Annotated in this window: 12 protein-coding genes; 1 reads left to right on the top strand and 11 read right to left on the bottom strand. The window is 42.3% G+C overall.

Features of this window, described 5'->3' with window-relative positions; genetic code table 11:
- Positions 1 to 3 precede the first annotated feature (3 nt).
- The 11 genes from rlmN to SB775_RS00840 all read right to left on the bottom strand — a co-directional run bounded on the left by rlmN (position 4) and on the right by SB775_RS00840 (position 12,725).
- The gene (rlmN, locus tag SB775_RS00890) at positions 4 to 1,098 is read right to left on the bottom strand and encodes a dual-specificity RNA methyltransferase RlmN (RefSeq protein WP_061462365.1); all 1,095 of its coding nucleotides are present in this window, start codon (positions 1,096 to 1,098) and stop codon (positions 4 to 6) included.
- Positions 1,098 to 2,450 carry a 16S rRNA (cytosine(967)-C(5))-methyltransferase RsmB gene (gene rsmB / locus SB775_RS00885; protein ID WP_410860265.1) on the bottom strand — a complete coding sequence of 451 codons (1,353 nt, stop codon included), beginning with the start codon at positions 2,448 to 2,450 and terminating at the stop codon, positions 1,098 to 1,100. The genes rlmN and rsmB overlap by 1 nt, the downstream gene beginning before the upstream one ends.
- Positions 2,437 to 3,396 (bottom strand): methionyl-tRNA formyltransferase, encoded by a 960-nt coding sequence (gene fmt / locus SB775_RS00880; protein WP_089362428.1) that lies wholly within the window; start codon positions 3,394 to 3,396, stop codon positions 2,437 to 2,439. Before fmt ends, rsmB begins: the two co-directional genes overlap by 14 nt.
- Entirely contained in the window at positions 3,393 to 3,878 is a 486-nt protein-coding gene (gene def, locus SB775_RS00875; RefSeq protein ID WP_061462362.1) for a peptide deformylase, read from the bottom strand. Before def ends, fmt begins: the two co-directional genes overlap by 4 nt.
- A gap of 95 nt (positions 3,879 to 3,973) precedes the next feature.
- Positions 3,974 to 6,385 carry a primosomal protein N' gene (gene priA, locus SB775_RS00870; RefSeq protein WP_410860264.1) on the bottom strand — a complete coding sequence of 804 codons (2,412 nt, stop codon included), beginning with the start codon at positions 6,383 to 6,385 and terminating at the stop codon, positions 3,974 to 3,976.
- Positions 6,386 to 6,391: 6 nt separating this feature from the next.
- Complete coding sequence (coaBC, locus tag SB775_RS00865; RefSeq protein WP_410860263.1) at positions 6,392 to 7,600, bottom strand: bifunctional phosphopantothenoylcysteine decarboxylase/phosphopantothenate--cysteine ligase CoaBC; 1,209 nt, start codon at positions 7,598 to 7,600, stop codon at positions 6,392 to 6,394.
- 262 nt (positions 7,601 to 7,862) lie between these two features.
- Positions 7,863 to 8,069: a DNA-directed RNA polymerase subunit omega gene (gene rpoZ, locus SB775_RS00860; protein ID WP_089362426.1), complete on the bottom strand. Its 207-nt coding sequence runs from the start codon at positions 8,067 to 8,069 to the stop codon at positions 7,863 to 7,865.
- Positions 8,070 to 8,072: 3 nt separating this feature from the next.
- Positions 8,073 to 8,687 carry a guanylate kinase gene (gmk, locus tag SB775_RS00855; protein ID WP_061462358.1) on the bottom strand — a complete coding sequence of 205 codons (615 nt, stop codon included), beginning with the start codon at positions 8,685 to 8,687 and terminating at the stop codon, positions 8,073 to 8,075.
- A 10-nt stretch (positions 8,688 to 8,697) separates the two neighbouring features.
- A complete protein-coding gene (gene remA / locus SB775_RS00850) occupies positions 8,698 to 8,961 on the bottom strand; it encodes an extracellular matrix/biofilm regulator RemA (RefSeq protein WP_034313813.1) in 264 nt (87 codons plus the stop codon).
- 55 nt (positions 8,962 to 9,016) lie between these two features.
- Positions 9,017 to 9,892, bottom strand: coding sequence for a YicC/YloC family endoribonuclease (locus SB775_RS00845; RefSeq protein ID WP_061462357.1), 876 nt, complete (start codon positions 9,890 to 9,892; stop codon positions 9,017 to 9,019).
- 154 nt (positions 9,893 to 10,046) lie between these two features.
- A complete protein-coding gene (locus SB775_RS00840) occupies positions 10,047 to 12,725 on the bottom strand; it encodes a calcium-translocating P-type ATPase, SERCA-type (RefSeq protein ID WP_089362502.1) in 2,679 nt (892 codons plus the stop codon).
- A gap of 405 nt (positions 12,726 to 13,130) precedes the next feature.
- Here SB775_RS00840 and SB775_RS00835 point away from each other — a divergent pair, with 405 nt between their 5' ends.
- Positions 13,131 to 14,852, top strand: a complete 1,722-nt coding sequence (locus SB775_RS00835; RefSeq protein ID WP_061462356.1) for an Rqc2 family fibronectin-binding protein — start codon at positions 13,131 to 13,133, stop codon at positions 14,850 to 14,852.
- Positions 14,853 to 14,886 lie beyond the last annotated feature (34 nt).

The raw sequence follows: 14,886 nt of genomic DNA, 5'->3' as shown, positions 1-14,886 counted from the left end.
GGGTCACCTCGTCTCTTCTTTGCGCTCCTTGGCCCGAAGCTGGCCGCAGGCTGCGTCAATATCACTGCCTTGTTCCCTTCGGATCGTTACATTAATGCCGCGCTTCTTCAATGTTTTTTCAAACTCAAAAATTTGGTCCCGAGGTGTACGTACATAGTTGCGTTCCGGTACATAGTTAACCGGAATTAAATTGACATGGCATTTTATCCCGCTTATTAAATCTGCCAATTCTTCGGCGTGTTCCACTGTATCATTTTCGCCACCGAATAGACCATATTCAAAACTTACACGGCGCCCTGTTTTTTCTGTATAGTATTTGATGGCTTCAATCAAGTCCGGAAGTTTGTAGGCCTTGTTGATCGGCATCAATTTACTTCTCAATTCCGTGTTCGGTGCATGCAGGGAAACAGCAAAGTTGATTTGCATGCTTTCTTCGGCAAATTTGTAGATTTTTGGAATGATTCCACTTGTGGAAACGGTAATATGACGTGCCCCGATGTTCAAGCCCTTTTCATGATTTATATTCTTCAAGAATGACATCATATTATCATAGTTATCGAACGGTTCACCGATTCCCATGATTACTACAGAACTAACACGTTCTTCAACTTCGTCAAGTGCTTGCTGAACTTTTACGACTTGGGCAACAATTTCTCCCGATTCAAGATTTCTCTTCAAACCGCCAAGTGTCGAGGCACAGAATGTACAGCCAATTCTACACCCTACCTGTGTTGTCACGCAAATGGAGTTTCCGTATTCATGGCGCATCAGCACCGTTTCAATCGAGTATCCATCATGAAGTTCAAATAAAAACTTCATCGTTCCGTCATTGGACGTTTGCTGAATCAAAGTTTTCAATGTAGTGAAGGTGAATTGTGATTCCAGCTTATCTCGTAAAGATTTCGAAAGGTTGGACATATCTTCAAAACTGGAGACACGCTTTTTATAAAGCCAGTCATAAACTTGATCGGCCCGGAATGCCTTCTCGTCATTTTGAATAAGCCATTCTTTAATTTGGTGAAGCTCTAATGAGTAGATCGATGGTTTTTCTGGTGTTGTGTCTTTTTTTACTCTAGATGATTTTGTGATTTCTGCCATTACAGCACCTTCTTTCTAAAACTCGCAATAAAGAATCCGTCACTGCTAAAATATTGCGGAAAAACTTGCAGTGTATGACCCTCGATAAATGGCTGAACGCTTTCAGGCATTCTTTCAGACAGGGTCGCATCGCTTTCAAAATCCGGATGGCTTTCCAAAAATGCTGCAGCGACTTTGTCATTTTCTTCTTTATCCACCGTACAGGTACTATATACTAACCGTCCGCCTTGCTTTACGAGCGGGGCGGCAGCTTCCAATAATTGTTTTTGTATACTTGAGAGTTTCATTATATCATCTTTTGTTTTTGTATACTTTACATCAGGCTTCCGGCGCATGACTCCCAACCCTGAACATGGTGCGTCGATCAGGACCCTGTCAAACCCTTCCTTATTAAAGTGTTCTCGCACTTTTCTGCTATCAAGGGCCATTGTCTTAATATTATTTCTGAGTTTTAGGCGCTCCGCCTGCTCTTTGATGAGTTTGACCTTATGCTCATGAAGGTCAAGAGCATATACTTGACCAGTGGTCAAGCCTTCTGCGATATGTGTCGTTTTCCCTCCAGGTGCAGCACAGCAATCGAGTACAGCATCATTTTCATTTGCACCCAATGCATGGGCTACAAGCATTGAACTTTCGTCCTGAATCGATAAATACCCCAATTTATAGCTTTCTGAATGAGCAAGATTACCTTTATAGCTGACGATGGCTTCGGGAACGACTTCACTTGCCTCAACATCATATCCTTCTTCCGTTAAAATGCTGATTAGTTCGCTGCGTGAAATCTTCTTTAAATTAGCCCGTCCCGTCTGTAATGGTGCAGTCAAGTTGATTTCACACATTTCCTTGGTTTTTTCATAACCAAATTGCTCTACCCAACGCTTGACCAACCAAAGTGGATGACTTACTTCGATTGAAAGCCGTTCCAGATCATCTTTGATACCATCAAAAGATGGAACCCCATTTCTTTGAATATTACGAAGCACGCCATTGACCATTGAAGAAGTCCCTTTATGTCCGCGCTTTTTTGAAATTTCGACAGCTTCAAAAATGATCGCATGATCTGGCACTTTATCTAAATAGACCATTTGGTAAACGGAAAGCCTAAGTAAATTGATGACCCAGCTTTGCGTTTTTTTAGGTTGTTTAATAAACGGGTTCAAATAGTAATCCAAAGTCATCTTCCGCTGTATGGTACCGTAGCTTATCTCTGTAAGCAAACCGCTGTCCACACCGGATAACTGATGCTTTTTAATCAAGTTGTTCAGTAATAGGTTACTGTAGGATTGGTTTTTCTCCACAGATTCCAAAATATCGAGAGCGATTTCACGTACTCCCTTTTTAGTTTGCTTCATTCTGTTCTCCTAACTTCATGCCTGCTTTAATGAACGACCCGGCTCCGCGCAAGTAATCTTTGGCCGGCATTTTTTTCTTTCCTGAAGGCTGCAATTCAGTAACTAGTATTGCCGTCTCGTTGCCTGTCGAGACGATGAAACCATCATTTTGTACTTCAATGACAGTGCCTGGCACGGCACGATTGCCCTCTTCACGTTTCTTTGCCTGCCAAATTTTCAAAGTGGATCCGTCTAAGGTTGTATAGGCAACAGGCCAAGGATTCAGGCCACGCACTTGGTTATAGATGACTTCCCCTGATTTCGACCAGTCGATTTTTTCCTCCGACCGTTTAATGTTAGGTGCGAAAGTCGCTTTATTCTCATCTTGCTTGATCGCCTGTAAACCCCCATTTAAAAGTTTTGGCAGAGTCTCTGCAAGTAAATCTGACCCTATCTTGCTTAATTTATCATGCAGTGTGCCGACATTGTCTTCTTCCCCTATGGCAACTTCCGCCTGAGTCAATATATCCCCGGCATCCAATTTCTCCGCCATATACATGATGGTGATCCCAGTCTTTTCTTTCCCCTGCAAAATGGAATAATGGATGGGCGCCCCTCCACGTAGTTCAGGAAGCAGGGAGGCGTGTACATTAATACATCCGTACTTAGGAGCATCCAACAATTCATTCGGAAGGATTTGTCCAAAAGCAGCCGTCACCACTAAGTCAGGATTCAATGCAATGATCTTTTCAAGTTCTTCTTGTTCACGGATTTTTTCTGGCTGATAAACAGGAATCCCCTGCTTTTCGGCTTCGACCTTAACTGGCGGCGGCGTTAGCACCTTTTTGCGGCCTACTGGACGATCGGGCTGTGTGACGACAGCAATCACGTCATACCCTTCATCGATGATTCTTTTCAATACCGGCACTGAAAAATCCGGTGTTCCCATAAAGATAATTTTTGTCATTCTTCTTCATACCTTTCTAACTCTTCTTCCGAAATATAACGAGAGACCTTACTCGTGAATAAAACCCCTTGAAGATGATCGATTTCGTGCTGAAGGGCCCTTGCGAGGAAATCTTCCGCTTCTAACTCGAAAAAAGATCCTTTACGGTCTTGTGCCCGCACTTTTACGCGGTATGGGCGAGTAACTTCACCATATAAACTTGGGAAGCTCAAGCACCCTTCAACACCAGTCTGTTCGCCTTCCATTTCCAGCACTTCTGGATTAATCAGTTCGATTACACCTGATCCTTCCTCTATTTCGACGACGGCCACTTGCTTTTTCACGCCAACCTGAGGTGCTGCAAGACCAACGCCATCCGCCTCCACCATCGTTTCGTACATGTTATTTAACATCTTTGCCAACTTTTTATCAAAACTTGTTATTTTATCGCATTTTTGTTGTAAAATTTTTTCAGGAAACATGACAATCGGTAAAATAGCCAAAATTAAAGGTACCCTCCTAGATATGAAAAACAGCACTTCATTATATAAAAACGCAAGCTTTAACAGCTCGCATAAACCATCCATTTCTTAATCAATTACATCATGATCTGTGGATTTAAATCTATTGAAATCTGCAGAAGATTTTGAGCCGTTTCTTTTTGATAATGCTCTAAAAGTGTACGTAAATGCTGATTAAGGTCCGGCTCTCGTTTGTATTTTATCAGACATTGATAACGATATCTATTGTTGATTCGGCTAATGGGCGAAGCAACAGGACCGAGAACGATAGAATCCCGATTCAATCGAGAACCTAAATAATTGGTTATTTTCTCAGTAACACTCACCGTCTTCATTAAGTCTTCATGAGAAACGGTTATAAGGACAACGTAATAATAGGGAGGATAATGACTTTGCCTCCGTAGATGCATCTCCCGTTCATAAAAAGCATCAAAATCCTGCAAGGCAGAAAGCTCGATGCTATAGTGTTCAGGTGTATAGGTTTGGATGACCACTTCTCCCGGAAGCTGATGACGTCCCGCCCTTCCGCTGACCTGTGTCAGCAGCTGGAATGTCTTTTCCGAAGAACGGAAATCAGGCAGATGAAGCATAGTATCCGCTGAAAGGACTCCAACAAGCGTGATATTAGGAAAATCAAGGCCCTTGGCAATCATTTGAGTGCCTAGCAATATATCAGCCTTTCCTTCACCAAAGGCATTCAGCAAACGCTCATGTGAACCCTTTTTACTCGTTGTATCGACATCCATTCGTATCACCCGAGCATCAGGGAGAATTTTTGCAAGCTCTTCTTCAACCTTTTGTGTGCCTGTACCGAAGAACCTTATATGTTCACTTTCACATTCAGGGCAAACGGAGGGCATTCCCTCTTCAAACCCACAATAATGGCATTTCATTATATCATTAAAGCGATGATAGGTGAGTGAAATGTCACAATTAGGGCAGTTGATGACCAATCCGCAGCTTCGACACATCACAAAGGAAGAATGTCCCCGTTTATTTAGCATCAATACTGTTTGCTCCCCTTTTTCAAGCCGGTCTTTCAGCTTGGTGAAGAGCAGCTCCGAAAACATGGAACGATTTCCCGTCCTTAATTCTTCCCTCATATCTACAATATCCACTGCTGGCAATGCATTTTTATTCATCCTTTGACTAAGGGTCAGTAATTTATAGACGTTTTTCTTGGCTCTCGCAAAAGATTCAAGTGTAGGAGTGGCGCTACCTAGAATTACCGGACACTGATAAGATTTCGCTCTTTCAATGGCAACATCCCTAGCATGATACCTTGGCGTTTCTTCTTGCTTATAGCTGGATTCATGCTCCTCATCAATGATGACCAGTCCCAGGTTTTCAAAAGGAGCAAACACGGCTGAACGCGCGCCCACCACAACTTTTACCTCTTTGCGGTGAATTTTCCGCCATTCATCATATTTTTCACCTACGGATAAACCGCTATGCATGACAGCGACCTGTTCTCCAAATCGTTCTTTAAACCTCTTCACCGTTTGTGGCGTCAAGGAGATCTCAGGTACCAGCATGATGGCTTCCTTCCCTTTTTCAATGACAGAGGCAATTGCCTGCAGATACACTTCCGTCTTCCCGCTCCCGGTCACACCATATAAAAGGAAGACATCATGTTCATCATGATTTATTTTCTCATGGATGGGCTTCAAGGCAGCTGCTTGCTCTTCTGTTAAAGTAAAGGGATTGGATTTTTTGAACACACGATTTTCATAAGGATCACGGTATATTTCCTGATCCATTTCCGCCAAGGCCCCTTTTGACACTAGGGATTTGACGGTACTGCTTGATGTGTTGATCAATTCAAGCAATTCCTTTAAGGGAACTGGCTCTTGATGTTCAATAAAGTATTGAAGGAGTTCCTGTTGTTTTTTTGCATGGCTGGAAATGGTTGATGCCATTTCTTTCAGTTCCTTAGAGGAAAGCAGGGATTTAATGACACGGACGGTCTTCTTATTAAGTCGGTTTTTCACATTATACACAAGCTCTAGATTGCCATTTTGTATTTCCTTTTGAAAAAGTGATGCATTCTCCCCTTCAATCACTTCTTTCCAGGATAATGCATCATTCTTTCCGAAAAGACTTTGAATGAAGGGTGGGAGCTGATTCTTTTTATCTTCAATGACATTGATCACTTTTTCATACTTTGCTTTCATTGCTGCCGGAAGCATGGCCTGTAGGGCTGAAATTTTAAAACACATGGCCTCTTTGGTCAACCAGTCACCCAGCTGAAGCAACTCATCATTAAGGATGGGCTCCAAATCCATTGGTTCTTTTATATATCGTAATTTCGCAAAGTCGCTTTTAGCTTTTAATCCGGTGACGAACCCCTGCACCATTCTTGGACCGAATGGCACAATGACCCGCATTCCGGGCTTGATGACTAGGTTCCACTTTTCAGGTATACGATAGTCAAATTCTCGATCCGTTTGTTTAGCAGGTACATCCACTATGACGGATGCAATATCCATAAGACATCATTCCTTTTGCATGCGAGATACTTCTGCCAGGATGCTTTTAGCTATATCCGCTTTACTCATTTTTGGAAGTTCTGTAGCACTTCCATTTTTATCGTAAATGGTCACGATGTTCGTATCCGTACCAAATCCTGCCCCAGCGACGGTAACATTATTGGCAACGATCATGTCTGCATTCTTTTTCACTAATTTCCCTCTTGCGTATTCTTCAACATTGTTCGTTTCAGCCGCAAAGCCTACCAAAATCTGATGGGTTTTATTTTCACCAAGTTCCTTAAGGATATCCTTTGTACGTTCAAATTCAATTACATTTTCCCCTGGCTGCTTTTTCATCTTTTGAGCATGATAATTCTTCGGTTTATAGTCTGCCACCGCAGCCGTCATGATTACAACGTCACTGGAATCGAACTGACCGAAAACCGCTTCATACATATCTGCTGCCGATTCCACTGGTATTACTCTGGCCTTGGAAGGCGGCGTCAAGTTCACAGGGCCAGTGATCAATGTCACCTCAGCGCCCAATTCAATTGCCTGTTCAGCTAGGGCATATCCCATTTTTCCGCTGGAATGATTCGTCACGTAACGCACCGGATCGATTGCTTCACGAGTCGGCCCTGCCGTTATCAAATATTTCTTTCCTTTAAGAAGCTGAGGCTGTGATTTCCGTTCACCAAAATAATGAATGAGATGTGCCACGATCGTTTCCGGTTCCTCCAATCGTCCTTTTCCTACATAACCGCAAGCCAAATACCCTTCACCTGGTTCAATGAATTGATATCCGAACGTACGAAGTGTCTCCATGTTTTTCTGAACCGCCGGGTGGGCGTACATGTGCACGTTCATTGCAGGCGCCACCCAAACAGGTGCCACTGTTGCCAGAAGTGTGGTCGTGATCATATCATCCGCGATTCCATTGGCTAACTTGCCAATGACATTCGCTGTAGCTGGAGCTACTAGGATAATGTCAGCCCAATCAGCCAAGTCGATGTGGGCAATGACTGAAGAATCCTTCTCATCAAATGTATCTGTGTACACATCATTTCTCGAAAGTGCTTGAAAAGTAAGCGGCGTCACGAACTTTCGTGCCGATTCACTCATGATCACTTTAACATGCGCACCTTCTTGAGTTAATTTACTTGTCAGGGCAGCAGCCTTAAATACAGCAATCCCGCCGGTGACACAAAGAAGTACTTTTTTATCGATAAGCATGCAAATTTCCCCTAACTATACATTCTATTTTTATTAATTATGAACGATAACTGAAGATATTTCATTTGAAATGCGCAATAACTTATGGATTTCCTTAAAAATTTCATATCTATGCCTGCTTCATCAATGGCATCGTTATCTTTGAGAAATCAAAACAAACAGGCCTGACACCTTGGCCGCAGGAAGGAAGCAACTTTCCAAATGTAACGCATCCTGTTTGCTTTAGGGTGTCAGGCCCGATGGGTCAAGCTTATTTGTTCTCTTAGTTTTCTTCGTAAGAATTATCGTAAGTCAATTTACCGGTATGAATTTCTTCTAGGGCACGACCTACGGATTTATGGGAAACCGGTTTGGCTATAAGGCAATTATCTTTAATTTGCATTTCCCTTGCACGTTTAGCTGCCACTGATACAAGCGAGTATTTAGAATCGATTTTAAGTAATAGCGAATCAATTGATGGATATAACATAGTTTATTCCGCCTCCAACATTTTTTTATATAAAACTGCAACTCTTTCCCGACGGCAATGCTCAGCAATTACAATTGCATTAATTCTGGCACATGCAGCATCCACATGATCATTTTCAACAACATAATCATAAAGATCCATAAGTTCTATTTCTTCCTTGGCCACTTTCATCCGTCCTTTTATCGCTTCCTCCGTCTCGGTTCCGCGAGTAACGATGCGGCTTTCGAGTTCGGTCAAGCTTGGAGGAGCAAGGAAAATGAAAAGTCCTTCAGGGAATTTCTCCCGGACCTGTTTAGCTCCTTGAACTTCAATTTCCAGAAATACATCTTTTCCGGAATCAATTGTTTCACGGACATAATCCACGGGCGTTCCATAATAATTCCCGACGAACTCTGCATATTCTAGCAATTTGCCTTCTGCGATCAATGCTTCGAATTCCTCGCGTTTTTTGAAGAAATAGTCCACTCCGTCAACTTCCCCATGGCGGGGCAGCCGTGTCGTCATCGAAATTGAATATTCAAATGCCGTTCCAGGCTGAGAAAAAATCGCCTTCCTTACTGTTCCTTTACCAACACCGGATGGACCGGATAAAACGATTAATAAACCTTTTTCTCTCATATTGTTTCAGTTACCCCTCTTCTACGCTGTCATCTCTATCTTGAAGCCGTGCGGCAACCGTTTCCGGTTGAACGGCAGATAAGATAACATGGTCGCTGTCTGTAATTATAACGGCCCTGGTTCTTCTACCATATGTAGCATCTATTAAGGATCCGCGGTCTCGGGCATCTTGGATAATCCTTTTAATCGGAGCAGACTCAGGACTCACGATGGATACGATCCGGTTTGCGGAAACGATATTGCCAAAGCCAATATTAATGAGCTTAATTGACATTTTTGTCCCCCATTCATATTTCTATTGTCACCTTGTTAGGTTCATCATAAACCGACTACTCGATATTTTGAACCTGTTCTTTTAATTTTTCAAGCAGACTTTTCATTTCCACCACATCTTTGGTAATGGCCGAATCATTTGCCTTTGATCCAATCGTATTAACTTCCCTATTCATTTCCTGGACAAGGAAGTCGAGTTTTCTTCCAATTGGTTCACTATGGGTAAGCGTCCTTGAAAATTGCTGTACATGGCTTTCGAGTCTGGTCAGTTCTTCGTTTATATCACACTTATCGGCAAAAATGGCCGCTTCTGTCACAATACGGCTATCTTCAATCAATCCTTCTGTCAACTCGGCTAGTTTGATTTCCAACCGGGCTTTATATTTCTCGACGACTGAAGGTGCATAGTTTTTGAGCCCTACAACAATCTCACCAAACTTTTCAAGCTGGTATTTCATGTCCAGGGCAAGTTCCTGACCTTCCAGAGTCCGCATTTTTTTCAGGTTTTCCAATGCCCCCATGACAGCCTTCAATAACAAGGCTTCCAAATCGGCAGGAACTGCAGGTACTTCTTCCGTCATGAAAATCGATTCAAGTTGCAGTAAATCCTGTAAGGTAATGGAACTTTCCAGATTGTATTTTCCCTTGGCTTCATCCATCAATCCCACATACTGATCAGCAAGCTCCCAATCGATCTTCACCTTTTTGGCAACCAGGCTCTCACCTTCCACCGTAATGAAGATTTCCACTCGTCCTCTTCTTATGTATTGATTCGCCTTTTTCTTCACCTTTTCTTCCAAAACCAAAAGCTGGCGCGGCATTCGAATCGTATATTCACAAAAACGATGGTTCACCGTCTTAATCTCGACAAAAACCTTGACCTGTTCGTTTTCCGCTTCTTCTCTTCCATAGCCCGTCATACTGGTAACCATGGTTCCACATCCTATCAAGCATAATGTAGTAATTTCGCGTTAACATTCATTATATATTAGCTACAGCATGAAAACTTTAGCTTACAAATAAAATACTACAAAAATAAAAAGGCAATAGAGCAAAACTCTACCACCTTAAAGATTATATCATATTTCATTGTGCTTTTCTTGCTAAAAAGGTTCCAGCCAGTAAAAAAGTTGGGATGGATGACATTCCTATTACCAATAGCCAATCCCTTCCTGAAATCGGTACAGTGTGGAAGATGGTTTGCAAAGGCTGCACATACATGACTGCTAGCATTAATAACAGGGAGGACAGTACTGCCCCCACTAGATAAAAATTACCGAATGGATTTCTCGAGAAGATCGAACGTTCACTTCTGCAATCGAAAACATGTATTAGCTGAGCTAGTACCAGGGTTGCAAACGCGATTGTTTGTGCATAAGCAAGGTTACCCGGATTTGCACGATATACCACATAAAATGCTATCAATGTAGAAATACCAATCAGAAAACCGCGTGAGATGATCTTCCAGCCAAGCCCTCGTCCGAAAACACCTTCGTTTGCATTTCTTGGATTTCTTTTCATTACATCTTCTTCTGGGGAATCCAGGCCCAACGCCATCGCAGGCAGACCGTCCGTAACAAGGTTCACGAATAAAATCTGGATTGGTATCAAAGGTAATGGCAAGCCACATAGCATCGCAAAAAACATGACCAAAATCTCCCCAACATTGGAAGCAAGCAAATAACGGATGAACTTCCTGATGTTTTCATAAATATTCCTGCCTTCTTTGATGGCCGATTTAATGGTGGCAAAATTATCGTCAACCAATATCAAGGAAGATGCTTCCTTAGCGACATCAGTCCCAGTTATACCCATTGATATACCTATATCCGCTGATTTTATCGCAGGTGCATCATTGACACCATCCCCTGTCATTGCGACGACATGTCCTTTATTTTGCAAGGCTTTTACGATTTTTAATTTATGTTCTGGGGAAACGCGGGCAAATACCGACACACTTTCAACAACTTCCTCAAGTTCCCCAACTTCCATACCAGCCAATTGCTTTCCTTCAAGTACACGGTCTTTTCCTTTTAAAATACCAAGTTCTTTAGCTATTGCCTTTGCGGTTATTACATGGTCACCAGTTATCATGACTGTTTTGATCCCAGCATCCCTGCATTCCTTAACTGCCTGCTTCACTTCTGGGCGGGGGGGATCAATCATGCCCTGCAGTCCCATAAAGGTCAAATTGCGCTCAGCTTCTGTTTCATGAAGTAAAATCGTTCCTTTGGGAAGGGGTTTATAACCAACAGCAATCATTCGAAGTGCCTGTGAGGCAAGCTCATTCATGTCCTGTTGCACCCTTTCCTTACTCTCGCGATTCAATATTTCCGACTTTCCTTCCCATAGAATCGTGTCACTCTGGGCGATCAATACGTCAGGGGCCCCTTTTACGATGACAAAATGATTATCTTTATCATCCTTCACTATGACACTCATCATTTTGCGGCTCGAGTCGAATGGAAACTCCTTGACTACCGTAAACCGCTTAGATAAGTGTTCCCTTGTCAAACCCGCTTTCATTGCCGCGACCAACATCGCCCCTTCTGTCGGATCACCTTCTAAAATATATCGTTTGCCATTCTCATTTAACTCAGCTTTGTTACAGAGCATGCCGAATGTAATTATTTGAAGCAAGGCATTTTGGTTTTTCGGAGCAACTGAAACTCCCTCTAAAGAAAACTCACCGACAGGATTATAACCAGTCCCGCCGACATCCCAAGTTTTCCCCCCACTCCAAACCTTCGTCACCGTCATTTTGTTTTGCGTCAGTGTACCTGTTTTATCTGAGCAAATTACCGTTGCACAGCCAAGCGTTTCTACTGCAGGAAGCTTGCGGACTATCGCTTTTTGTTTGATCATACGTTGTACGCCCAAAGACAAGGCTACAGTAACAATGGCTGGCAAGCCTTCGGGAATCGCCGCAACAGCCAAAGATACCCCGGCTAAAAACATCGTATAGAGGTCATGTCCTTGAATGACGCCAGTCAGCACCACGATCACGGTTAATATTAAAGCCGTGACGATCAAAATTTTCCCTAACTGCTCCAATCGCTTTTGAAGAGGTGTTTCTTTTGTTTCTGCAGTCTGCAGGAGGTTCGCAATCTTTCCCATCGCCGTATTCATTCCTGTAGCGATTACGATTCCAACTCCATTCCCTCTTGTAACCATCGTTCCCATAAAAGCCATATTTTCCTGATCACCGATACCTTCGACCTCATTCATCAATGGATCAGAACATTTAACAGCCGGGAGTGACTCACCGGTAAGGGCAGACTCTTCAATTTCAAGGCTTGAATGGTCGACGATCCGTAAATCGGCACCAATTCGGTCACCGCTCGAAAACTTCAGAATATCCCCCACAACAACTTCTCTCGAAGGGATTTTCAGCCAGTGTCCATCCCGAAGTACGTTGACCTGCGGCGCTGCCATTTCCTTTAGGGCATCCAGGGATTTTTCAGCCTTCCGTTCTTGAAAAAAACCAAGTAATCCATTCAAAAAAACAATAGCCATGATGGCAATCGCATCGATATATTCGCCCAAAATCCCGGAGACTAAGGTCGCGGCAAGTAAAACTATGACCATGAAATCCTTGAATTGTGCGAAAAATAACAGAATGGCTGACTGTTTTTCACCTTCCTTCAATTCGTTAAAGCCATTCTTTCGCAGCCTGTCCTTTACTTCATCATCGTCCAAACCGTGTGTAACGTTTGTTTGAAGCGCTTTCTCCATTTCTTGATTATTCATTTTCCTGAACTCCATCAAGTATCACACATCCCTTTGAATAGAATGAAATAGGCTCCTGTATCCATCTCAACAGGCGCTCTCGCTTTACTCATCCAACAACACCTGCCCGCTTACCGATACATAAAACAACCTGCTCTTCTTCCATGATTATTCAGACTCGTCCAAAATAATGCTATAATTAAACAGAATTGCGGAAAGAAGAACGATCCGGATAATATAATGAATGGACAAACTTTGTAATTAATCTCACGAATCTATTAAAATCGCATCCATTCAATATTCCTGAACTGCAACTCCAGCTTTTCACCCAGTTCAACTGAATTAGTGAATACAGTTAAAATGGGCCGATCCTGATACATCGATAACGCCCTGCAGAATTTAGTATCATAGAAAATCTTATGTAAAGGAAGTAAAAATAGAATGTCATTTGATGGATTATTTACGAAAGCGATGACGGAAGAAATCGCTTCTATATTAAAAGGTGGACGAATCAATAAGGTACATCAGCCTTATAAAAATGAAGTAATACTGGTTGTTCGTGCTGGAGGTAAGAACCATAAACTCTTATTATCAGCCCACCCAAGTTATTCAAGGGTGCAATTGACCGAAGAAAGTTATGAGAATCCTAAAGAAGCACCCATGTTCTGTATGCTTCTTAGGAAGCACCTCGAAGGCTATACGATAGAAGATATTTATCAATATGAACTTGATAGGATGATCATCTTTGAGGTGAAAGGCCGCAATGAGCTTGGAGATGTTTCCCAAAAGCAGTTAATCATTGAAATCATGGGGCGTCACAGCAACATTGTTTTAGTCGATAAAGAACGGAATATGATTTTAGATAGCATTAAGCATGTTTCCTATGCAGTGAACAGCTATCGGGCGATATTGCCCGGCCAGGAATATAAGGTGCCACCCGCACAAGAAAAGGATAATCCCTTCAATGCTACGGAGGACGATATCAGGAAGAATATTGACTTCAATGCAGGAAAACTAGATAAACAGCTTGTTGCCCATTTTTCAGGAATTTCACCTTTAGCTGCAAAGGAAGCCGTTTACCGGGCTGGATTGGCCAACAGCACCACCCTTCCATCAGCTTTTTCAGGGCTTATCCAAGAAATCTCAGAACATAACTATGCCGCGACGATCAAACAAGATGGCAATAAAGAAGTTTTTTATATGCTTTCACTAGAGCATCTGACAGGAAAACAGCGTACTTTTTCTTCATTAAGCGAGATGCTCGACCGTTATTATTTCGGAAAGGCAGAACGTGATCGGGTTAAGCAAAAGAGCCAGGATGTAGAACGTTTCATTACTAATGAAATGGAAAAGAACTCAAAAAAAATCGGGAAGCTTGAACGAACATTAAAAGATACGGAACGCGGGGAACAGTATCAGTTGTTCGGTGAGCTGCTTACAGCTAATCTATATCAAATGAAAAAAGGCATGAAGGAAATTGAAGTCGTCAATTATTATGATGAAGAACAAGGTACGGTCATCATCCCGCTTGATCCATTAAAAAATCCATCCGATAATGCACAAAAGTACTTCTCGAGATACCAAAAGTCTAAAAATGCAGTCGGTGTCGTTCAAGAGCAAATCGAAAAATCAAAATTGGAATTGGCCTACTTTGATGCCTTGCATCAGCAGCTCCAATCAGCTTCCCCCAAAGATATAGAGGAGATTCGCGAAGAACTTCAGGAAGAAGGCTACATCCGGCAAAAAAAGAAAAAAGGCATGAAAAAGCCAGCCAATGCAAAACCTCAGCTTGAAACATATTATGCTACCGATGGAGATCTCATTTTTGTTGGGAAAAATAATAAACAAAATGATTACCTAACGAATAAGTTCGCACGCCGTGATGAGATTTGGCTTCACACCAAAGATATCCCTGGCTCACATGTAGTGATTCGAAATGAATCACCAAGTGAAAAAACGATTAAAGAAGCGGCCGTATTAGCAGCTTTCTTCAGTAAAGCAAAGCAATCGAGCTCAGTGCCCGTTGACTTTACACAAGTTCGCCATGTTAAGAAACCGAATGGCTCAAAGCCTGGTTTCGTGATCTATGATCAGCAGCAAACCTTGTATATTACTCCAGATGCCGATATTGTCATTCGCTTAAAGGAAGAAGTAAAGGATTGAATGGTAAAAAAATAGAGGTGACCCAATCCTGAGT

This window comes from Peribacillus sp. SIMBA_075 (genome assembly GCF_046534585.1).
Note: the sequence above shows the minus strand (reverse complement) of the source record. Positions and strands in the feature narration are given on the sequence as shown.

What these genes read in the sequence shown, in the direction of transcription:
- remA (WP_034313813.1), bottom strand. Translation starts at nt 8,961, where the DNA reads ATGTCAATTAAGCTCATTAATATTGGCTTTGGCAATATCGTTTCCGCA.
- priA (WP_410860264.1), bottom strand. Translation starts at nt 6,385, where the DNA reads ATGGATATTGCATCCGTCATAGTGGATGTACCTGCTAAACAAACGGAT.
- SB775_RS00835 (WP_061462356.1), top strand. Translation starts at nt 13,131, where the DNA reads ATGTCATTTGATGGATTATTTACGAAAGCGATGACGGAAGAAATCGCT.
- fmt (WP_089362428.1), bottom strand. Translation starts at nt 3,396, where the DNA reads ATGACAAAAATTATCTTTATGGGAACACCGGATTTTTCAGTGCCGGTA.
- SB775_RS00845 (WP_061462357.1), bottom strand. Translation starts at nt 9,892, where the DNA reads ATGGTTACCAGTATGACGGGCTATGGAAGAGAAGAAGCGGAAAACGAA.
- rlmN (WP_061462365.1), bottom strand. Translation starts at nt 1,098, where the DNA reads ATGGCAGAAATCACAAAATCATCTAGAGTAAAAAAAGACACAACACCA.
- coaBC (WP_410860263.1), bottom strand. Translation starts at nt 7,600, where the DNA reads ATGCTTATCGATAAAAAAGTACTTCTTTGTGTCACCGGCGGGATTGCT.
- gmk (WP_061462358.1), bottom strand. Translation starts at nt 8,687, where the DNA reads ATGAGAGAAAAAGGTTTATTAATCGTTTTATCCGGTCCATCCGGTGTT.
- rpoZ (WP_089362426.1), bottom strand. Translation starts at nt 8,069, where the DNA reads ATGTTATATCCATCAATTGATTCGCTATTACTTAAAATCGATTCTAAA.
- SB775_RS00840 (WP_089362502.1), bottom strand. Translation starts at nt 12,725, where the DNA reads ATGGAGTTCAGGAAAATGAATAATCAAGAAATGGAGAAAGCGCTTCAA.
- rsmB (WP_410860265.1), bottom strand. Translation starts at nt 2,450, where the DNA reads ATGAAGCAAACTAAAAAGGGAGTACGTGAAATCGCTCTCGATATTTTG.